Source organism: Virgibacillus sp. 6R (assembly GCF_001895305.1).
Taxonomy (GTDB): domain Bacteria; phylum Bacillota; class Bacilli; order Bacillales; family Amphibacillaceae; genus Virgibacillus; species Virgibacillus pantothenticus.
Window position 1 is genome coordinate 1,635,595 of sequence record NZ_CP017762.1, and the last position, 21,846, is coordinate 1,657,440.

At 37.7% G+C, this 21,846-nt stretch carries 20 protein-coding genes; 7 read left to right on the top strand and 13 right to left on the bottom strand.

All coding sequences use genetic code 11. The annotated features are described in order from the left end of the window. Window positions 1-279 precede the first annotated feature (279 nt). The 3 genes from BKP57_RS07490 to BKP57_RS07500 all read right to left on the bottom strand — a co-directional run bounded on the left by BKP57_RS07490 (window position 280) and on the right by BKP57_RS07500 (window position 4,722). Window positions 280-1,716, bottom strand: coding sequence for a PH domain-containing protein (locus BKP57_RS07490; RefSeq protein ID WP_072741268.1), 1,437 nt, complete (start codon window positions 1,714-1,716; stop codon window positions 280-282). After that, the gene (locus tag BKP57_RS07495; protein WP_072741269.1) at window positions 1,709-2,188 is read right to left on the bottom strand and encodes a PH domain-containing protein; all 480 of its coding nucleotides are present in this window, start codon (window positions 2,186-2,188) and stop codon (window positions 1,709-1,711) included. The genes BKP57_RS07490 and BKP57_RS07495 overlap by 8 nt, the downstream gene beginning before the upstream one ends. Before the next feature lie 1,070 nt (window positions 2,189-3,258). Continuing rightward, complete coding sequence (locus BKP57_RS07500; protein ID WP_050351123.1) at window positions 3,259-4,722, bottom strand: degradosome RNA helicase CshA; 1,464 nt, start codon at window positions 4,720-4,722, stop codon at window positions 3,259-3,261. 603 nt (window positions 4,723-5,325) lie between these two features. On the opposite strand from BKP57_RS07500, the gene BKP57_RS07505 reads away from it, so the two are divergent. Further along, on the top strand, window positions 5,326-6,240 hold the full coding sequence (locus BKP57_RS07505; RefSeq protein ID WP_072741270.1) for a DMT family transporter: 915 nt from the start codon (window positions 5,326-5,328) through the stop codon (window positions 6,238-6,240). Window positions 6,241-6,270: 30 nt separating this feature from the next. After that, window positions 6,271-7,131 carry a DegV family protein gene (locus BKP57_RS07510; protein WP_050351121.1) on the top strand — a complete coding sequence of 287 codons (861 nt, stop codon included), beginning with the start codon at window positions 6,271-6,273 and terminating at the stop codon, window positions 7,129-7,131. 106 nt (window positions 7,132-7,237) lie between these two features. Here BKP57_RS07510 and BKP57_RS07515 read toward each other — a convergent pair whose 3' ends face one another. From BKP57_RS07515 to BKP57_RS07545, 7 genes are all read right to left on the bottom strand, one after another. Continuing rightward, the gene (locus tag BKP57_RS07515; protein WP_050351120.1) at window positions 7,238-7,951 is read right to left on the bottom strand and encodes an alpha/beta hydrolase; all 714 of its coding nucleotides are present in this window, start codon (window positions 7,949-7,951) and stop codon (window positions 7,238-7,240) included. Between the two features lie 475 nt (window positions 7,952-8,426). Next, entirely contained in the window at window positions 8,427-8,897 is a 471-nt protein-coding gene (locus tag BKP57_RS07520) for a hypothetical protein (protein WP_072741271.1), read from the bottom strand. Between the two features lie 47 nt (window positions 8,898-8,944). Further along, window positions 8,945-9,262 carry a glutaredoxin family protein gene (locus BKP57_RS07525; protein WP_072742393.1) on the bottom strand — a complete coding sequence of 106 codons (318 nt, stop codon included), beginning with the start codon at window positions 9,260-9,262 and terminating at the stop codon, window positions 8,945-8,947. 272 nt (window positions 9,263-9,534) lie between these two features. Further along, window positions 9,535-9,993, bottom strand: coding sequence for a MarR family winged helix-turn-helix transcriptional regulator (locus BKP57_RS07530; protein WP_050351118.1), 459 nt, complete (start codon window positions 9,991-9,993; stop codon window positions 9,535-9,537). Then, window positions 9,990-11,402, bottom strand: a complete 1,413-nt coding sequence (locus BKP57_RS07535; protein ID WP_050351117.1) for a hypothetical protein — start codon at window positions 11,400-11,402, stop codon at window positions 9,990-9,992. Before BKP57_RS07535 ends, BKP57_RS07530 begins: the two co-directional genes overlap by 4 nt. Continuing rightward, on the bottom strand, window positions 11,402-12,094 hold the full coding sequence (locus BKP57_RS07540) for an ABC transporter ATP-binding protein (RefSeq protein ID WP_050351116.1): 693 nt from the start codon (window positions 12,092-12,094) through the stop codon (window positions 11,402-11,404). Before BKP57_RS07540 ends, BKP57_RS07535 begins: the two co-directional genes overlap by 1 nt. Window positions 12,095-12,263: 169 nt before the next feature. Further along, a complete protein-coding gene (locus tag BKP57_RS07545; protein ID WP_072741272.1) occupies window positions 12,264-13,157 on the bottom strand; it encodes a diacylglycerol/lipid kinase family protein in 894 nt (297 codons plus the stop codon). A 547-nt stretch (window positions 13,158-13,704) separates the two neighbouring features. Between BKP57_RS07545 and BKP57_RS07550 the strand changes: the two genes are divergently transcribed. The 5 genes from BKP57_RS07550 to BKP57_RS07570 all read left to right on the top strand — a co-directional run bounded on the left by BKP57_RS07550 (window position 13,705) and on the right by BKP57_RS07570 (window position 18,843). Further along, window positions 13,705-14,643, top strand: coding sequence for a phosphate/phosphite/phosphonate ABC transporter substrate-binding protein (locus BKP57_RS07550; protein WP_050351114.1), 939 nt, complete (start codon window positions 13,705-13,707; stop codon window positions 14,641-14,643). A gap of 160 nt (window positions 14,644-14,803) precedes the next feature. Then, a complete protein-coding gene (gene phnC, locus BKP57_RS07555) occupies window positions 14,804-15,580 on the top strand; it encodes a phosphonate ABC transporter ATP-binding protein (protein ID WP_050351113.1) in 777 nt (258 codons plus the stop codon). Continuing rightward, window positions 15,574-16,392 carry a phosphonate ABC transporter, permease protein PhnE gene (gene phnE / locus BKP57_RS07560; RefSeq protein ID WP_373314186.1) on the top strand — a complete coding sequence of 273 codons (819 nt, stop codon included), beginning with the start codon at window positions 15,574-15,576 and terminating at the stop codon, window positions 16,390-16,392. The genes phnC and phnE (BKP57_RS07560) overlap by 7 nt, the downstream gene beginning before the upstream one ends. Beyond that, a complete protein-coding gene (gene phnE / locus BKP57_RS07565; protein WP_050351111.1) occupies window positions 16,392-17,192 on the top strand; it encodes a phosphonate ABC transporter, permease protein PhnE in 801 nt (266 codons plus the stop codon). The genes phnE (BKP57_RS07560) and phnE (BKP57_RS07565) overlap by 1 nt, the downstream gene beginning before the upstream one ends. Before the next feature lie 61 nt (window positions 17,193-17,253). Beyond that, window positions 17,254-18,843 carry a bifunctional metallophosphatase/5'-nucleotidase gene (locus BKP57_RS07570; protein WP_072741273.1) on the top strand — a complete coding sequence of 530 codons (1,590 nt, stop codon included), beginning with the start codon at window positions 17,254-17,256 and terminating at the stop codon, window positions 18,841-18,843. Window positions 18,844-19,356: 513 nt separating this feature from the next. On the opposite strand, the gene BKP57_RS07575 is transcribed toward BKP57_RS07570, so the two are convergent. The 3 genes from BKP57_RS07575 to BKP57_RS07580 form a co-directional block, all read right to left on the bottom strand. After that, a complete protein-coding gene (locus tag BKP57_RS07575; protein ID WP_050351109.1) occupies window positions 19,357-19,905 on the bottom strand; it encodes a PepSY domain-containing protein in 549 nt (182 codons plus the stop codon). A gap of 167 nt (window positions 19,906-20,072) precedes the next feature. Continuing rightward, window positions 20,073-20,216 (bottom strand): hypothetical protein, encoded by a 144-nt coding sequence (locus BKP57_RS21990; protein ID WP_156875292.1) that lies wholly within the window; start codon window positions 20,214-20,216, stop codon window positions 20,073-20,075. Between the two features lie 136 nt (window positions 20,217-20,352). Continuing rightward, window positions 20,353-20,955 carry a PepSY domain-containing protein gene (locus tag BKP57_RS07580; protein WP_050351108.1) on the bottom strand — a complete coding sequence of 201 codons (603 nt, stop codon included), beginning with the start codon at window positions 20,953-20,955 and terminating at the stop codon, window positions 20,353-20,355. Window positions 20,956-21,846 lie beyond the last annotated feature (891 nt).

A 21,846-nucleotide genomic window follows, 5' to 3' on the forward strand; every position in this document is an offset into this window, starting at 1 on the left:
CTGTCTCTTTTAACCTATTGGAATACTTTTAACTTCAGTTTCATTTGTAAGCTTTTTAGTTACCATTTATTTCTGTTTTTCCTGATAAAATGAATCTTCAATCAGCAGGGTTTTCATTCACCCCTGACTGATTCTTAGTACCGTAATGGCATGACCTAAAGACCGCTTACGAAATAGAGCGTTTAGGTGCTGTTATCTCCTACTTAGTCTTGTTGCAGTACAGAATTATCCAACTTCTGAAGTAGGAGTCTTAGAGCACTTATATACGCGATCCCTTTCCTACTCTGCGCGTTTCCAGTGTGAATACCAATCAGCTATTTTATCAGCATCGACTTCTTCCAACTCTTTTAACCGGTAATGTGTTCCTGTACTATTCGTACCAAGTATAGACACTTCAATCGTTGCTAAATTTTGTTTTCGATGCAAGACATGCTGCTTTTTCTCCATTGCTTGAATTCGCTTATGAAAAACAATCATTTTTATTTTACTCACTTTTCGATACTGCAGCAGCATTCGGTGCTTATCAAGTTGAAACCCAGTATCTCGATAACTCAAATAGCCTATAAATAGACCAAAGAACAGCAGAACCACTATCGCCCACATAAAACTAGGAAAGAAAATAAATACGGGAACACTAATTAAACTTACAGGGATGAATGCTCGAAGCAAATAGTACGTTAAGGCTCTTCTTGGGACCGTATTCCATTTCTCACTCAGCTGAGCATGAGATGGCAGTATGGTTGCTAAAAAATCTTCTACTTCCTCTTTTTTCAGCATTGGAAATAAAGTAGAGGAAAATTCATTTGATTCCTCTACACTACCAGCTGCAACTTCTGCGAACACCGTAGCATAGCCAAAAGGTTGACGAATAATGCTTTCTTTAATACCTATCCCCTGAATTCGACTTAAAGGAATTGTTGTTTGTTTTTTTTCTAACAGACCACGAGTGATAAATAATTCATTTTCATGTCTTTCAATTCTAAAGTTCCAATACTTAATCATCGTTCCAGCAATCCCTAATACCCACAATAATAATAAGACAATAATAATAACAATAATTAAAAACGCTATACTTAGCTCAACTATCCACTCTACCATATTGTCATAATAACGGTTCGGTATAAATTGTTCCATTTCCGAGACTAAAAAGGTAATTAGTCCTGCTAATACACCAATACTTCCTGACGTTGTTCCTGCAAAAAACAGTCGCTTTTTGGATATTTGATAACTAGGAACGGTTCGTTGTTGTTCAGCCGCTTCTTCGGCTTCTGCATCTGCAAGAATATTTTGATATCCTTGTAACTCTCTCCGCAAAGCTTCTGCTTCCGATAACTTTATTGCTGTTAATGTTCCCTCAGCACCGGACCCCGCTGTTTCAACTTGCACCTTAGCCAATTTAAACAGCTGATGCAATAGGTTTGCAGATATATCAATCGACTGAATACGACTTTTGGAAATATACCTTTTCTTGCGGATAAATATTCCCGATTCAATCCGTAATTCTTCACTTGTTACCTCATAAGTAAATCGTAGCCAAGAGAGCGTGCTAAAAATCGCAAATAATAATGCAACTACGATAAGACCAATTATTACATAAAAGAAATACGCCTTAGGAGTAGCAATAATCGCTGCAATAAACGGTAAAATGGTTTCTCTAAGTGATCGAATGACCTGGAAAAAAATAACTATTGGATGCATTCGCTTTGGTTTAGACATCTTCTTCATCCACCCTTGCAAGCTCGGAAATACGGTCTCGTAATAAAGAGGCATCTGCTTCATTTAATGCAGGAATTTCATGTGTTGTTGCCGCAGTCGATATGGTTACAGTTGCTAAATCATACCGTTTTAAGAGTGGTCCCTGCTGCGTATCAACATGCTGCACACGCACCATAGGGATAAGCGTCCTTGACATGATTAAAATACCGTATTGGATATAGATTTCCTGTTCAAATAATTCATATCTCCATCGCCGCCAACGAAGCTTTGGAAGGATAAATATAAAGACATACGCTAAAATAACCGAAATGACTATAGCTGCAATACTATACCAAAGAGGCCATTCAAAAATAATGCTAATGATGAACGCCCCGATCGCAAGTAAACACAATATGCCATTATAAATGGCTGCCGTTATTTTCCATACTTTTATCGCATCTTTGTCAATTTCCTGCTTTGGAGGTTGTCGCATCGAATCTCCCCTTTCTATCACATTTACTTTGACTGTCAATTTTTATAAGCTGACAATCCTGCCTATTTATACGTTATCTCATACAAAAAAGTTTCTAAAACTAGATCTTTTTCCCTGATTTTTAACTCGATGTAAATTTATCCCGAATGTAAGGTGCTTAACTGAGTTAGGAAGCAATACACATCAGTATAAGGAATATGACGGTACCAAAAATTAACCTTGCAAACTAACGTTCAATCCTTAAGAGATAGATAAATGATGTTTTACTTTATAAAATATAGGATTACCGCAAATGAAGCGTTGTTTTGCATCCAAATTTGCGTGCATACAAGCTTCATGAAATAAAGTGAACCTTCAATCAGTGGGGGCATTCTTCGCCCACTAATTGTTAGCAGCCCAAGGGTATGACCAAAAAGCCTCTTACGAAACAGAACATTTAGGTGCTGTTATCCCCCACTTCACTTAGACTTGTTAGTACACAGATTATTCAACTCCTGAAGTGGGAGTCTTACAGCACCTTATATACGGGATAAATACGTACGGCTTTGTTTAACGCCATACATACTGCCCCTAAAGAACGCCAGCCAGCTTTCCACAACAAATACGTTAGACAAGCTACTATCCATACCATATGTAAAATAGATATTGTTTTTGGATATTAGAAAAACTTGGCTTGTCGCCAAGTCTTATGGCGGAAGCCTTTGTTTTTCTTATACTATAAACAAAAAAATCTTATACTTTCCTATAGTGGAACAAAGGCGCAGGGCGCCCGTTTAGCAACGTAGCGAATGGAACGAATCAACTAAAGATAAAGGAATCATGCCACTAAAACTGGGGTATGCCGACGTATGGGCGGCAAGCCCGTTTTAAGTCGGCCTTCCTCTTAGAGACGGACCGATGATGACTTATCGTAGGGCTCATTTCTAAAGGCGCATCGTTGCTTGGCTCATGCGCCAGACGTGGCTAGTCGGTTATTTCGTTATCTACAAGCACCTAATTTTATCGTTTCCTATACAACAAAAAAAGCTCCTTATATCCTTATATAAAGAAGCTTTTTTCACTTTCAGCTATTAATTATCACGGTTTCTACGTTTTTGGAAATTGCCCTTTCGATTACGACCGCTTTGCCCTCCGCGATTGTTCTGGCCACGTTTTCCATAAAAACGTTTATTATTCGAACGGCGATTGTCTTTTACATTATTCGCTTTTTTCACGCTAACTGGCGCAACAGAAGAAATTTTTACAGGCGTATCCTTCCGTTCTTTCGTCAATAGCTTCAGAGCAGCAGAAATAACAGAAACCGAATCATGATCTTCCAATAATTGATTTGCCGCTTGGTGATAAGCATTTAAATCTTTTGATTCGATCGTTTCCATAATTTTGCTGATCGTCACTTGCTGTTGTCCTTTTCGCGCATCACGATTTGTAGGTGGTGTTAATCGTTTCATCTTACTTTTCGTGACTTTTTCAATTAATTGTAAATGAGCCAATTCCCTTGGGGTTATAAAGGAGATTGCTTCCCCTGTACGACCAGCACGTCCTGTTCTTCCGATCCGATGCACATAGCTTTCCGGATCCTGTGGGATGTCAAAATTATACACATGTGTAACTCCGGAAATATCCAACCCTCTCGCTGCAACATCTGTTGCAACTAGTACATCCACTCGGCCATTTTTAAACTTATTCAATACCGACATCCGTTTTCCTTGCGTTAAATCACCATGAATTCCTTCTGCTCGATAACCTCTAGCTTGTAAGCCTTCTGTGATTTCATCTACACGCTTTTTAGTACGGCTAAAAACGATTGCTAAATCCGGAGAATGAATATCCAAATGGTTATTTAACGTATCAAATTTAAATTTCTCTGGTATTTCAATAAAATATTGATCAATATTTTCAACCGTCATTTCCTTTGCTTTAATCTTAATCTCTTTCGGATTGTTCATTAAATTAGTGGCAATATCACGAATTTCCTTAGGCATCGTTGCTGAGAATAACAGCGTCTGTCTCTCTTCTGGAATCGCCTTAAGAATCTCGCGGATATCATCGATGAAGCCCATATTTAACATTTCATCCGCTTCGTCTAAAACGGTTGTCTGAATATGATTCGTGCGAATTGTTTTCCTGCGCATATGGTCTAATAACCTTCCTGGTGTCGCTACAACAATTTGCGGACCATCTTTCAATGAACGAATTTGTCGTTCCATATGCTGTCCGCCATAAACCGCAAATGCACGAACCTTTTTTATTTTCCCAAGTCGATTTAATTCTTCAGCTACTTGGATCGCTAACTCCCTCGTTGGAGCAACAACGAGACCTTGAATTTTACGTGCTTTTGGATCTAGCTTTTCAATCATTGGAATACCAAAAGCAGCCGTTTTTCCTGTTCCTGTTTGTGCTTGTCCAATTACATCATTGCCTTCTAAGGCAACTGGAATGGTCTCGGCTTGAATCGGCGTTGCTTCTTCAAACCCCATTCTTTCTAATGCTTTCATAATTGGATTGGAGATACCCAGTTCTTTAAATGTTGTCACCTATTCCTCTACTCCTTTAATGTTAAAAATTTTATTGTAAGAGGCCTTGGTCGCTTCTATATACTTTAGTCCTGCTCATAATTATAGTCACAGATTATTAACGGAAATATAAGAGGAGTGTTCAAAAAGTCTCGTCGATGTGACACACCGTGTGATCTTCAGCTTATTTTAGCGGTTCAAAAATCAATCACGTACTTACGTTCTTCTATTGCACCGTCTATGATTTGGCGTGCTTGTTGGGGACTACAGCATTAGGTTATGCACTTAACCAATTTTCATCCGTCTCCTGCTCTTTAAACACCACTATATTTTTTCAATTCACATTTTTTATAGTTTGTCCAAAAATCATTAAAAACATTAGCTGTTTTCCCATGTTTTTTGAACACACATCCCACTATAGAATGTGTTTCTATCCCACCTAAAGTACAAAAAGGCTTCACCGAAATGGTAAGAGGCCTCACGTGATCTCATGCAAAGAATATCATAACATATTTTTACCAAGGATACTAATTAGATAAATGATTTTTTATCCATACCATGATAAAATATATGGGATGTACACAACGAAATAATCAAACTTAAAATGAAGCAAGGAGGGTTTGAATGCGACTTCCTCCATTTAACCCATACATCGCGGTAGGAATTGGTGTTATTTCTATTTCTACTTCAGCAGTATTTGTTAAATTAGCGGATCAAGCACCAGCTGCAATGATCGCAAATTACCGTCTTTTATTTGCTGTACTTCTGATGGTTCCAATAATACTGGCAAAATACCGCCATGAAATAAAAAAAATTGATCAAAAAGATTGGATATTATCCATTCTCGCAGGGATATTTTTAGCTTTTCATTTTATATTATGGTTTGAATCATTGAATTACACATCGGTAGCAAGCTCTGTAGTCTTGGTAACGCTCCAACCAATTTTCGCTTTCCTAGGAACATATATTTTCTTTAAGGAACGCTTTTCTTATGGAGCAATTATTAGTATGCTGATTGCTTTAATTGGTAGTGTGATCATTAGTTGGGGAGATTTTCAAATAAGCGGCATGGCCCTGTTCGGAGATATTTTAGCATTACTCGGGGCAATAACCGTAACAGGTTATTTCCTACTCGGTCAACGAGTACGCCGGAACCTCTCTTTAATGACCTATACATTCGTCGTGTATGGCGTAAGCTCCATCACATTGATCCTATATAACTTAATCATTGGGAATTCTTTTGTTGGCTATCCGGCTGATCATTGGTGGATTTTTATTGCATTGGCGATTATCCCAACTTTTTTTGGTCACACATTATTTAATTGGGCTTTAAAATGGTTAAGTACTTCTACCATCTCGATGGGGATTGTTTTTGAGCCAATAGGCGCTTCATTTTTAGCATACATTATTTTACATGAGACTGTTACAGCTTCCCAGCTGCTGGGAGGGACCATTGTATTATTTGGATTATTTTTGTTTGTATTAAGCACCAATCGTAAAACTACTTTAACAATTTCCAAAAAGAAGCAGCATGATTAAAACAGAGAAGATGGAGGGAAGGGTGAACTTATGAACATTCAACTTATGACGGATGGTGGAGCGGATATTCCTGAACGTTTAAGGAAGAAGGCTGATATCATTCAAGTACCACTTTATTTACATTTTAGCGATGGTCAATATAAAAGTGGCGTGGATTTAGATTTACCATCCTTTTATAAAAAAATTGCTGAAACAAATGAACTGCCAAGATCATCGGCACCAAGTCCGCATGATTTTTACTCGGCTTACAAACAAATTGATAAAGAAGTTCCAATCCTAATGCTCAGTTTAACGAAAGGGTTAAGCAGCACCTATGAGAACGCAGTTGCCGGCATGCAATTGCTTTTAGATGAAGAGCCAAAGCGTACTATTGCTGTCATCAATACAAAAACTGCTTCCTGTGGAATTGCTCTTTTGCTACATGAAGCTATCTCAAAAATAGAAGCAAACTATACCTTTACACAATTAGTGAATCACCTTGAGGGAAGAGCGGAGCAAACGGCAACTTTATTCGTTTTAAAAACGTTGGAAAACCTTATTCAAGGTGGACGACTGGATAAAGTGAAGGGGAAAATTGCCAAAACATTAAACATTAAACTGCTCATGCGAGCAAGTAGAGATGGAGCAATCGAAGTTACCGAAAAAGTAAGAGGTGACAAAAAATCCATCCGGCGCTTTATCGACCAAATCGGTGAACTTACAAAGAACGTAGAAGATAAAGTAATCTCTTTATCACATTGTAATGCAGAAGAACGTGCTAAAAAGGTGCTCAGTGAAATACGTGAGAAATATCCTTTTAAGGATGCGCTGATTATGGACACTGGTCCTTTAATCTCTACGTATGGTGGGGAAGGTGCACTCGTTATTTCTTTTTTTAAGCATTCTAAGTAATCCGTTGAGCATATGAGCTGAATATGAGCCAAGCCTTTATCTAGAGTTGTTTCTGCTATATCAAAGAAAGCAAAAGAGTCTGGTACGCCTCATTTGTCCAGACTCTTTATTTATATGTCAATGTATCCACTTTTGGTCTATCCAGAAAAGCATGTACAATTTGATTTAGTGCATCCTTGTCCTCTCCTAAACAGATTAAATGTTTAGACCGTTCAAAAAATACAACTTCTTTCTGTTCAGATGTAATTTCTTTATTTAAATAATACGCTGTTTTATATGGCACCATTCCATCTTGCTGACCTTGGGCAATTAATACAGGAGAATGGATTTTATTTAAATATCTCCTTGTAAATCGTACTAACTTAAGAAATTCAATGTTTGCTCGAAAAGGGACTGTACCAAACTTTCTTTTATAATGTCTGAACAATTTGTTTTCTCCTAATTTTCCTTTGACAGCATCTGTAATAAATCCACCTATGTCTATTCCAATCTGCTTAAACGATAAGTATTTACCAGAGGTTGCTAAAAGCACAAGCTTCTCTACCTGGTACTTGGCAGCCAAATATGCCGCGATCATACCTCCCATTGAAAAACCAATGAGGTAGACAGTCTCATACCTTTCTTTCAACTGCAGCAGTGTCTGTTCTGCAGCCTCCAGCCATTCGTCGTGAGAAACATGTTGCAAATTTAATTTCCGACCATGTCCAGGCAAAGTCGGGACAGTTATACGCCAATCTGTGTGGTCTTTTAAGTAATCTGCCAACGGTTCTACTTCATAAGGTCCTCCCGTATATCCATGAATAATTAAACAGGCTACCATCTCATTTCTCCTTTCTATCCACTCTTTGTTTTCCCGATTCTTACAGAAAAAATGCCATACTTATTATGGAAATTTTTCTTGAACATTAGAAAAACTTGGCTTACCGCCTAATCTTTATGGCGGAAGCCTTTGTTTCTCTTATACTATAAACCAAAAAATCTTGACTTTCCTATAGTGGAACAAAGGCTCGGGGCGCCCGTTTAGCAACGTAGCGAATGGAACGAATCAACGGAGATAAAGGAATCATGCCACTAAAAACAGGGGTATGCCGACGATGGGCGGCAAGCCCGGTTTTAGTCGGCCTTCCTCTTAGCGACGAACCGATATGACTTATCGTAGGGCGCATTTCTAAAGTCGCATCGTTGCTGGGCTCATGCGCCAGACGTGGCTATTCGGTTATTTCATTATCCACAAGCACCTCATTTTATAGGTTCCTATACAATAAAAAAGCCGACGATAACGTCCATCAGCTTTTTCATCTAAATGCTTTAATGAATGAGCCAAATTGTTTAACAATAGGGGAAACTTGATGATACGTATTAGCCAATTGTCCGACTGTTGACAACATCTTATCCAAGTCAAATGATTGCCCAGGTCCAGCTGGTTGATTCGCTTGCATATTTAAATTTTGCTCCATATATGGCTGTGCGGTTTGCGCATTAAAGCCCTGTTGCATATTTGGATGTGCGGCTTGCGCGTTAAAGCCCTGTTCCATATTTGGATGTGGGGCCTGCGCATTAAAGCCCTGTTGCTGCATATTGGAAGATTGAACATTGGTTCCAGGCCAACTCGTTGGCTGTTCCGGCTTTGCAAAAATTTGGTAAGGAGATTGATAATAGAAAAAGTTATTGGGTTGAAAATTTCCCTGTACTCCCATTTGCGTTACATCTAGATGGTTAGGACGATCATAATGTGCCGTATAATCAAAATAAGGTCGATGATACATGGAATCTCACACCTTCTGCACCTTTTTTTACAGCTTATGCTACTTTTCTAAAACCTGTGATTGTTATCGCTTTTGTGTTCATAGCCATCAAACAATGAACTGTAATAAGTCATAGATTTATCAGCTAAACCAAGATAATATTTTAATTTATTTTTTTGAAAGCCTAGAATTGGCTCTTTTTCACCATCCACAAATATAGCTGGTGTACCATATATCCCTAAGTTTTGTAGTTCTTTCATATTTGCACGTTGTTCATTGACATTTTTGGTTTGATACGTAATATGCCATTCTTGTAAAAATTGTATTACATTTTCACATTCTTTACTATTATTGCTTATATAAACAAGCACCTTAGGTTCTTTCATTGTAAAAACCCCTTTCAGGACTTTTAACTTCACACTCTTATATTCCCCTCTACAAACATGTCCAAACAAAAATATGCCAAATTCATGACAAAAAGAATACAGTCTGTCATGATTTTGACATATTCTACTTTTCTTGATAGGTACATTTAAAAAGACCGCAAATACTGCCCTCTTACAGGTTCATTTTCCATTCCGCCTTTTTTGACTAGGGTTACAAGCTGCATAGGAAAAGCACCCAATAGAGAATAGGTTCCATTATAAAATATTTTCATTCATTTCACCTGATTTGCTGTACCGAGTTTCCGCAACAAATCAATTGCAATTTGTTTTTCAACCTCATCTAATCCACTTGTAATCTCTTCAATTCGCGACCAATGACCAGGGAAAATATGCTCTAATAACTTCTCCCCTTTTTCCGTAATTTCCGCGAAAGTAACCCGACGATCATTCTGATTCGGTATACGTGTAATATAACGTCTATTTTCTAACTTGTTTACAACATACGTAATACTTCCACTTGTTAATAATATTTTTTCACCTATCGCTTTTAATGGATGAGGTCCTTTATGATAAAGCAGCTCCATAACTGCAAAATCCGTTAAATTCAATCCTCGTTGCTGAATGTCATCCTCCACTTGTTCCATTAAACTTCGATAAGCTTTCGATAATACAACAAATAATTTAAGCGAGCTATTGTTTTGTTTTTCCTTTAACGAACGATCTTTTGTCAAGTTACCCTCTCCTTATCATAAAAAGATGACGTTTTGCTATTTCGTCTATACAAAATAAACCAAAGCACGAGTGAACTTATCGTTAGAAAAGGATAGATCCCACTAAGAGCTAAACATATAATAGCGATCGTTCCCATTGTCTCTTCCAGTTGTAAAGAAACCTTTTTTCTTGTCATCCACTGTATTGTCTTCATCATCTTTATTTCTCTTATCAAACGATAAGCCGTCCAAAACAACAAAATATGGAGCGGTATCCACCAGCTTGGATGCATAAAATAAAAAATGATGACAGGGACAAATAAAAGCAACATACCTATCCGTGTAAATTTTAAAAAATGACTAGTATAATTTTTCAACGACCAAGGTAATATTTCAATCATATCATTGCTAAAACGATCTGCATAAAAACTAGCTGTAAGCGATGTATAAACATATACCATAATAGCTGCACCAACAGAAAATAACCATTCAGGCATAAATAGAAGGACTGTAACTAGTATAAGTAATGTTCCAAGCGACTGAAAAATCAACGCATGTTGCTTCACAAAATACAACTTCCATATCCGATCATATATCTGCGCATTTGTTGTAAATGGCTTTTTATTCTGCTTGCTATTTTGAAACATAGCATACCTTTTCGGACGCTTGAACTTTGTTTTCGAGGCGAAACCCATTAATGGCATACGCCAAATGGTGTAGTCATTAATTTCCGTTACTTTAGACCAATTGATTTGTGAAAACAAATGCGGAAGAAGAAACAAGTTCACTAATCCAATACAACCAACAATAAGTGCTGCTATTAATCTAGCTTCCTGTACAAGGCTAAAGAGACCGATCCCAGCTACAGCTAAGAAAAAAACACCTATTTTTACAATGAATCGTTGTTGAAATAGCTTCCACTGTGGAATAGCCATGATAATATCAAAAAGGATGAAGACAGCTACAAAGGTAAATACAAGTTGCGAGCGAAATGGTGTTAACAGAACTGCGATAGCTCCGATTAAGCTATAAATAAGCAGCTTCTTCAGCCATCTTTCCATTAACGTCAATAACCAAATATTCCCTCTCCTGTATGGCAGAAAGGCTAATTTATACTCAGCGGTAGAATATAAGACGCCTGGTTCTCGAAATGAGTTAAATATATAACGAACCGGTAAAGCAACAGCCAAGAAACCTAGAACTTCTTCTGCATGCTGTTCTAAAAAAACAAAATAATTACCATACAACTTCATTGTATCACTAAAAATAAATATACTTGCAAACGTATAAGCGAGTAAAAGCCCAAGATAAATAGAGGTTGTTTTATCAAAAATCAATTGGGAAGCCATTTTATTTAATTTCCGCTTCTTTTTAAAGCGATTGACTCGTATGAAAAAGTAACTCTTTAACAAGGATGGGCGACGTATCATTATTTCGTTCTCCTATCAATCGTAACAAATTGATCAATCGGCCCTTGGCTATGTATTTTCCCTTGTTGCAGCATAATATAGTTATCTGCCATTCCCTTCATACGGTCGAGCTGATGTGTCGTGACAAGAACCGTCGTCCCGCTAGCTACTTTTTCTTTCATTAATTGTTCAAAATAATCAATTGCGTAAATATCAAGGCCCATGAAGGGTTCATCAATAAGTAATAACGGAGTGTCAGGAAGTAATGCACAAATGGTTTGTACTTTTTGCCTCATTCCTTTTGACAACGATTCGGGATATTCATCCAGCTTATCTGTCAATTCAAATCCTTTTACCATCCGTTCAATCCGTTGATTTAATTCGTTTGTAGCCAGTTCATAACTCATCCCATAGAGCTGGAAATGTTGCATCACAGTTAATTCTGTCAGCAGCATCGGTTCTTCCGGCAAATAAGAGAGCAAGAGTTTAAATGTTAGAATATCCTCATCTTGATGGAACATTTCATTAATAATAATTTTCCCTTGCTCCTTTTGAATCATGCCAACGATCGCTTTCAATAACGTTGACTTTCCTGCACCATTATGCCCCACCAATGCAGTTATTGTTCCCTCGTCTAGCGTAAATGAGGCGTGGTCAATCAGCACATTCTGATCCAGCTCTACCGAAAGTTCAACAACTTCTAACGTTTTCAACAGAAATCCTCCCTTTACAGCACTTCCTTATTTCATTGTACGAAAATGGGCAGCAAAAGGATTCAAAAAGGTACCATTTTCTTCATTGAAAATAGGACGCACCCTAAAAAATAGAGTGAAATCTACCTTTCGGGGTGCAGTTTGGATCGGATCGTTCTTATGTGACAAATTATTTTGCTCGTATCATTTGTAAATGCTTTGGGAGCAACTCCACTTCAGTTGGCGTACCAGAAACAATTTCTCCATCCATGTCGGCTTCCTTTCGATCATCTGTCGTTACACGTAAACGATCTGTTTGTATATACATCATTTCATTAAGCTCCTTTAACTTTGTATCTGGGTGGTCCATAGAAAATAACTCGCGGAAGAAAGCAAGATTTGAATTTTTTACAATCAGCACATCTAATTTCCCGTCATCAGGCTGTAAACTTGAAATTGGAAGCTCTTGCGTTCCTAAGTATCTTCCGTTTAACACAACAATCATTACTGCTTCACCTTGGACAGTTTGCTCGTCGGTTGTTATCGCATAAGAAAAGCTTTTAGCTTGCGTAATGGTTTTTAAAGTGCTCATAAAATAACTGAGGACGCCGAGGTATTTCTTTTGGTTGGGATCAATATTTTGCGAGGTTTCCGCAATTAATCCGATTCCCCAAAAGTTAAGAAAATATCTATCATCCGCTTTCCCTACATCTATATCAACAACATGTCCTTCTACAATTGCAGCGGCAGCTTTCTCTAGTTGCTGCGGTATATTTAGTACTCTGCTAAAATCATTACATGTCCCTCCAGGTAATATACCGACAATGGGCCGCTTTTTTAATGGAGAAATTGCATTAATACAAGCATGAACTGTACCATCTCCACCTAATATAAGCAGCAAGTCGACTTTTGCAGCATAACGTATACAAACTTTTTTGACTTCTTCAATGGATTCCGTTTGAACAATGTGCAACTGTTTAATGGCCAAAGATAATTTTGGAATTGCATACATTAATTTCCTTTGCATCTCCTCGTGATCAGCATTACCATTATATAGAAACAATGCTTCATCGTACTTGCTCATCCAACTTCCTCCATTCGTTTCGTGTAATTTTCCATTTCTATATAAAACCTCTTTTGAGACTTACGCTCGTTATTAAAAACTAATGTTCATATAGGAACAGGCGGGTTACGTGTGTTTCTTAAACCTTGGATCTGACTTGCAGGGGCGTTTACCGTGACAACATTTCGGATTCTACTGCCCATTACCATAATCATACATCTCTCCAACTAAATGTTCTCCTAAATGCCACAACTGATAGGATACTTCTCTACTAGTATTCCCCTACCAGTTCATTAAAAAACGTTACTGCACCGAAAAAGGAGTCATACAGGTGAAGCATTCATCCCAATTCGATGCTCATTCATTTATAGGATTCTGCTAAAATTCACAGCTTTTTCCTTTCATTCAATCTTTAAGGAGCATTCAAAAAACTTCTTTAAGACATAAACCTATTTTTTATTAAATTAACGTAAACAATATAAATTTCATCTAGATATTTTCACACAAATAGTATTTAATAAACATGTAAGCTTTTTTAAATTTATGGATATTTTTTAGGAGGGTCAAAATGAAGAAGTGGTACAGTCTTTTTATCGTCCTTGTCTTAGCACTTGTGCTTGTTGCCTGTGGCAAATCGGATGATTCAGAAGGGAAAGATAAAACAAGTGGCGATAGTGGGGAAAAAGGAAAAACACCAGATACGTTAGTTATGGGTTTTGTTCCTTCCCAAGATTCTGACACCATCGCAGATACAGTAAAGCCATTAGCAGATCGCTTAGGTGAGGAGTTAGGGATCAAAGTTCAAGGTAAAGTTATGACTAACTATAATGCACTTGTAGAAGCAATGGGGTCGAATCAAGTACAGATTGGATTTATCCCTGCTTTTGGTTACGTACTTGCTAACGAACAATACGATGTCAATGTTATTCTTAAGTCTGTTCGTCATGGTTCTGGTACATACAAAGCACAATACGTCGTACGTGCAGATTCCGGTATTGAATCTTTAAAAGACTTAGAAGGTAAAGTGTGGACGTATGCGGACAAAGGCTCTACTTCTGGTTACCTTTTCCCTGCATATCAAATGATGCAAGAATTTGGCTATGATTCTGGTACAGAATTAGAATCTGATTTCTTCAGCAACACGATTGCAGCAGGCGCACACGATAATGCAGCTATTTCTGTATATGAAGGAGATGCGGATGTAGCAACCACTTTTGATGATGTTCGTACAGAGCTGGAAAAAGAATATCCAGATGTAATGGATAAATTAAAAGTCATTGAATATACAGATGAAATTCCGAATGATACGATTTCTGTAACAAAAGAACTGGATGAAGAATTAGTGACAAAAATTAAGGAAGCCTTCCTATCCTTTAATGACGATAAAGAAATGATTAAAATCATGAATGAAGTATATAATTGGGATTCTATCGACGAAGCCTCAGACGAAGAATATGAGATTGTTAAAGAAACATATCAAAAATTCAAAGATGATATTGAACTATAAGTTATCATTCATAAGATTGGTTTAAGGCACGGTCAATAAGAAATGAAAAGAACCAAAGACATGTTACGCCATTTTCCTTGCTTTTTGAAGGGGAGACTCATACTCTCCCTTTTTTCCACGTTTAAAGCAGTCTATTTCTATGATGGGGGCAATACATAAAATGATTGAATTTAAAAACATTGGGCTCGTATACCCAAATGGAACGGAAGGTTTAAAAAACATTAATGTAACGATTAATGACGGTGAATTTGTTGTGATCGTGGGCCTCTCCGGTGCTGGAAAGTCCACATTTATTCGTAGTATTAATCGGCTTGTTACACCTACGAGTGGCAGTTTATCGATAGACAATGAAAATATTCTTGATTACAAAGGCAGCGATCTAAGAAAACTCCGAACTAGAATTGGGATGATTTTCCAAAATTACAACTTAGTTAAACGAACCAACGTTCTTAAAAATGTGTTAGCTGGACGCTTAGGACATACAGGGACACTGCGTTCCATATTAAACTTATATAAAAAAGAGGATATTGGCTTAGCCTATGAAAGTTTACAACGTGTTAATATTGGTGAGAAAATATATAACCGCGCAGATGAATTAAGTGGTGGACAACAACAGCGAGTAAGCATTGCACGTGTGCTTACACAGCAGCCAAAATATATTTTAGCGGACGAGCCTGTTGCTTCTTTAGACCCGCCTACTTCCCATCAAGTAATGACGTATTTAAAGAAAATCAATAAAGAAGACAATATTACAACGATCGTGAACCTTCACTTTATTGATATGGCTATGGAATATGCAGATCGCATTATCGGTATGCGTGCAGGAGAAATCGTATTTGATGGTCCTGTGTCCGATGTGACAGAGAAAACCTTTGAAGAAATTTATGGACGTGCCATACGTGAGGATGACTTACGTGGGGGGGCGAAAGAATCGTGACCAAACAAACAAAGCCGGAAGCTTTAAGAAAAACGCCTTCCATTTATCCCACAAAGACAAAACTGCAAATTACCATTATTTTCTTTATTGTGCTCGGTTTTTATTTATTCAGTATGGTTTGGACACAGCGGGAAATGGTTGGAGGGTTCGGTGATGCTCTAGCTAATATGTATACCGTTATCGAAAAATTCTTCCCTCCGAACTTGGAAGTTATCCCAAAGGTTTGGGGAGCAATGGCGCAAACTATTCAAATGGCGGTTATTGCTACTACGTTGGCAGCCATATTGACAGTTCCTTTAGCTTTATTATCAGCCCAAAATATAACCACATTTAAACCACTATATTTGATTACGAGAACGTTGTTAAATATCTTGCGTACGATTCCAGATTTAGTACTTGCTGTTATATTCGTTGGCTTATTTGGTGTGGGTCTTTTACCAGGTATTTTAGCATTATTTATTTTTTCCTTAGGGATTTTAGCTAAACTAATTAGTGAAACGATTGAGGCAGTCGATATGAACCCATTAGAAGCAATGCGTGCTTCAGGCGGGAATATTTTTCAAGTCATTTATTTTGGACTCATTCCGCAAGTTTTACCACAATTCACTTCCTTTGTGCTCTATGTATTTGAAATTAACATCCGGGCTTCTGTCGTTTTAGGTTTAGTGGGTGCCGGTGGTATTGGATTAGTTCTCGATCAGCAATTAGGTTTTTATAATTATCCAAACGCAATGGCGATTATTATTTTGATCTTTATTGTAGTCATTGTGATTGAATTCATAAGTAATAAACTAAGGGAGGCTCTAATCTAATGTCTACCTACTCTTCACCTCCTAAACAGCCGAAATCTACCTTTAAAAAAATAAAACGGATTTTGATCTTCTTAGTGATCGCAGCTATTTATATTTGGACATTTCTTGGTATTGAAATTGATTGGGGTAGAGCTTTTGAGCGGATGGCAAACAACTTCGATCGAGTCATTCCAAAGTTATTCAATCCGGATTGGACTGCAACAAGCGAAGTAGCTTTAAAAATATGGGAAACAGTACTCATTGCTTTTGCAGGTTCCTTAATGGCAGCTATTTTAGCTATCCCACTTGGGTTTTTAGCTGCACAAAACATGACAAGAAGCAAAATATTAACTGCTATCGGAAAATGGATCTTGTCTGCAGTACGTGCTTTCCCTGACATTATTCTAGCGATATTATTCGTTGTAGCAGTTGGACCGAATGCATTTGCTGGAGTCCTGGCAATCGCTATTGGTTCAACCGGCATGCTTGGGAAACTTTACTCAGAAGTTATTGAATCAATTGATATGAAAGTAATCGAAGCAATGGAAGCTAATGGAGCTAATAAAATTCAAATCCTTTTTTATGGTGTTATGCCACAAATCATTCCGGAATTCCTCTCCTACGCGATCTATCGTTTCGAAGTCGATATTAGAGCTTCATCCATTTTGGGTATCGTCGGAGCTGGTGGTATCGGAACAATGATTATTTTTGCTTCCAGCAACAGAAATTGGAATGAAATGGGATTAATTCTATTAGCGATTATTATTGTTGTTACAATTATTGATTTTATCTCCGCGCGTATTCGGCGCAAAATTGTATAGAGATTTTTCAAAGTCCCACAGACTGATTTGTGGGACTCTTCCCTATTTAGACATAGAAAGGATGCTTACATTGGAAAACAAGCCGGTTCATTTAACAATTGTTTATACAAGTGATATTCATGGACATATTATGCCTATTAACTATGGAACAAATGAAGAAGCAGCAAGCGGACTAGCACGATATGCAACTGCTGTCAAACAAATTCGTAGCACGAGTAATAATGTAATTGTTCTTGATAATGGAGACCTTATTCAAGGCACACCCCTAATGACATATTACGTAAAGCAGCGTGCTACTACGGACATCAACCCAATGATACAGGCAATGAATCACATAGGGATTGATGCTGGTGTCATCGGAAATCATGAATTCAACTATGGGAAAACTATTTTACAAGCTGCTATCGAGCAATCGAATTTCCCTTGGCTCGCCGCAAACGTGATTGATGTGGAAACAAATGAACCCAAATACGGTCCTCCATATCTTATAAAAACGATTCAGGGTGGCATTAAAGTTGCGATTATAGGAGTCACTACACATTACATACCGAATTGGGAATCTCCAGAGCATATTTCGGGTATACGCTTTAACGACGCATTCGAAACGGTACAATCCTTGGTACCCTATGTGCGTCAAAATGAGAAACCCGATTTAGTCGTTGTATCCTATCATGGTGGATTTGAACGTGATATCGAAACAGGTGAAGCCACAGAAGCAATTACGGGAGAAAATCAAGGTCATGCAATGTGCCAAATCGACGGAATTGATGTGCTACTGACCGGTCACCAGCATCGTGAGCTTACCGGGAAAATAAATGATGTTTTGGTAATCCAGTCAGGAAATAATGGATCCTTTTACGGTAAGGTAGATGTTCAATTTACGAAAAGCACACACGGTTGGGAAGTTACCAATAAACAAGCGCATTTGCAGTCATTAGAACATACATCACCTGATGCAGATATTTTACATATGACTGAGAAGCTTGAAACATCAACCCAACAATGGCTCGATCAGCCGATAGGGTATATTAAAGGCGAGATGACAATTGATGATCCATTTCAAGTCCGTATCGACAAGCACCCTTTTATTGAATTCATTCAAAAAGTACAAATGGAAGCAAGTGGCGCAGATATTTCTGTTACTGCACTGTTAAACAATACTTCCAAAGGATTTACATCAACCGTTACGATGCGAGATGTCGTAGCAAATTATATGTATCCAAATACATTGGTCGTTTTGGAATTGCAAGGCAAGGATATAAAAGCAGCATTAGAAAAAAGTGCTGCTTATTTCACACTAGATGAGTCTGGCTCCATTATGGTTAATCCTGCGTTTGAAAAGCCGAAACCACAGCACTATAACTATGATATGTGGGAAGGGATTACATACACGATCAATGTGGCCAAACCGATTGGAGAAAGAGTGAAAGAATTACGCTACCACGGACAACCCATTTCTAAAGAAGGCAAATATCATGTCGTGTTAAATAACTACAGAGCTAATGGCGGAGGGGATTATACGATGTTTCAAAATAAACCTGTTGTCAAAGAAATTCAAAAGGATGCTGTGGAGTTGATCAGAGAGTGTTTTGAAAGATATTCAACTATCGAGGCAACTGTAACCAAAAACTTCAAGGTGATCGCAGAATAATGTGAAACTTCATCAGCAGGAGTTTTGCTCCACCTCCTGCTGATAAAAAGCTAGCATCTCACGCCCCCTTGAAAAAACGTTTTTCTGCATGCGATGCGCCCTGATGTAGCTTTAGCTTTCATTCTCCTTGAAAAAGAAAAGCGCTTTTTCTGGATGTCACGCCTTCAGTGGTTGATATGGAGCTGGACGTGGCTATTCGGTTATTTCGTTATCCACAAGCACCTCATTTTCTACTTTTGTATGAAAAAGCAACTCTATTTAACTTATCTAACTCATTTATTTAGACAGTATTTTAAGAATCTAAACATTATAAAAAGGTTTTTTCATGTATAGATGGTGGCTCGAAATACCCGAGCCTGCTGGTTTCTTATTTTTCAGCAAAACCCAAGCACCATTTGCTTGGGTTTCTGTTAGGTTATTTTAAAGCTGCAGCAACACTTCTATTGAGTAGACCAATTTGAGTAATAATGTTAGCACATTTTCTGCAAATGAGTCATAGAACGTTCAAACTTTTTAGTCATCATCATTTTCCGTTTCAATTTCTTGCTTAAGAATATCTCCGTTTTTGGCATGAATCTCAAATTCCGCTTCTTTCTGTCCATTCCTAAGCTCTAATTCATAAACGAATTGATTGTCGTCTTCATCTAACTCAATACTGATAACTTCTCCTTTAAATTGCTTTTTAGCGATATTTTTTGCTTCTTCCATAGAAATAAGTTCTTCTTTTGCAACATTTACTTGTTCTATATCATCATTGTTGTTATCAGTTTGCTTGATTTCCTTTTTGTTTTCTTTTAAGACTTCACCTGTATCGCCATCAAGTGTTAAATCATATTCCGTTGTTTTATTTTGCACTTCGACTTCATATACCGCTTTGTTTAGATCTGTGTCTAATTCGAATTCAGTAATCTGTCCCTCATACTGTTCTTGCACCATACTCTTGATTTTATCACCATCTAGTTTCGGATTCGCCTCATCTGCATTAGAATAATAAACTCCAGAACCTAAGATTGCTGCACCTGCAATTGTTCCAATGATAATTCCTAATTTCTTTTTATTCATTTCCCTTCACTCCTTGTTTGTTGTTAGTTCTATCATAACCATAAGGAATAAGAGATCCTTGTGAACAAGATGAGAATTTGCTGAGAAAACTCCTATATCATGGATAGTAAACTCATGTTAAGGACTTGCATACACTGCAGAATTTGCTCTAGCTTGGTCAAATACTATTAGTGAATGAAAGTTACTTGATATTGCACATGCTCGTTTCTAAACACATACTGTTTGAACATAATTCCCTCAAAGTATAAATTTTCCTGCTTATAAGCATTGTTTACTTTCAGTTTAAATTCAATAGAAGATCGATTAGACATAAAAACTCCCCTTAAGGTGAACAGATTTTTATTTTTTACCTGTCTATCTTAAGGAGAGCATATCAGCATGCAGATTAGTTATGATTTTCGTAGTTAATTTTTTTGTAGAAATTTGGGCATTTAGTTTTATTCTAAGTTAGTCTTCTCGCTCAATCTCTGTAAACAATATTTCACCTGTAAAAGCATCAATGGTTATTTCGGCTTCATCTTCTCCATTTACAATTTTCACTTCATACACCAACCTGCCATCATCTTCATCTAGTTCCAATTCATCAAGAGATCCGGCAAATTTCTCTAAAGCCAATTCTGTTGCCTTTTCTTCGTTGATCACCACTTTTTTTTCCGCGTTCTTTTTTGAATTTTCTTTTGAAGTACGAGGCGATTCCTTGTTATCCGTTCCTTTTGCATCTTCTTTTCCTTGCTTTTCAGACACATGCTGATCTTCTTTATTCACTGAAGAGAGCTCTTTTAATTCTATAACATCTCCCGTTTTTCCATGAATCTTTATCTCATACTGCGTTCCTTGATGTTCTATACTGGCTATATAGTTGTTGTCGTTTTGGTCCTTTTGGATATCTCCATCTATTGTTCCAGGGTATTGGCTTGAGATAATTTTTTCAGCCTCAACTTTAGTAATGGCGGCTTTTGAAGCTGTACCTCCAAAGTAAAAAACACCAAAACCAATGAATGCTAGGGCTACGACACTTGCTGTTAAAATCCAAAGCTTTTTCTTGCTCACAGCCAACCCTCCCTTCCCATTTTACTTTAAGATACTTCATGAAGCTGAGAATATCCTGTTAGTTACATTAGAATTCGCTAAGAGTAGTTAGTTCTTCAAAGAGTGCACTAAAAACGCCACACATCAAATTTCTTCGTTGACTCGTTTCTACGTTCCTTTAGAAAAACTTGGCTTGTCGCCAAGTCTTATGGCGGAAGCCTTTGTTTTTCTTATACTATAAACCAAAAAAATCTTATACTTTCCTATAGTGGAACAAAGGCGCAAGCACCCGTTTAGCAACGTAGCGAATGGAACGAATCAACTAAAGATAAAGGAATCATGCCACTAAAAACAGGGGTATGCCGACGCCTGAGCGGCAAGCCCGTTTTTAGTCGGCCTTCCTCTTTGTGACGAATCGATGATGCCTTATCGTAGAGCGCATTTCTAAAGTCGCATCGTTGCTGGGCTCATGCGCTGGACGTGGCTATTCAGTTATTTCGTTATCCACAAGCACCTCATTTTATGCTTTCTTATCTTATGGAAAAGGGGTTCCCCCTTTTCCTGCGTAAGAATGTGTTTCGTGGAAGCTTCAATAATGCTCCTGTATTAGTTTTGCACATAGGATCTTCTACTAAAAACCGCCCTTGTCCTGTGACGAGCGTAGTCAGTAACACGCACAAGCCCGCTACTTGAAACTTCGCCGCCGAACTCAGTCGCCCCAGACGCGCTAGTGTCGACGTTGCAACAGGACATGGAAGGCTCCGCCAGCAATACATCGTACGTAAGGAAAAGTGTTTTTTTCTTTTTCAAGGACGCCCGCGATCATATCCAACCTCGATACTTTTTACCCTCTTTTGAACATGCACTAACATAGATTTTATAGAAAAACAAATGAGCACAACTCGATAATTG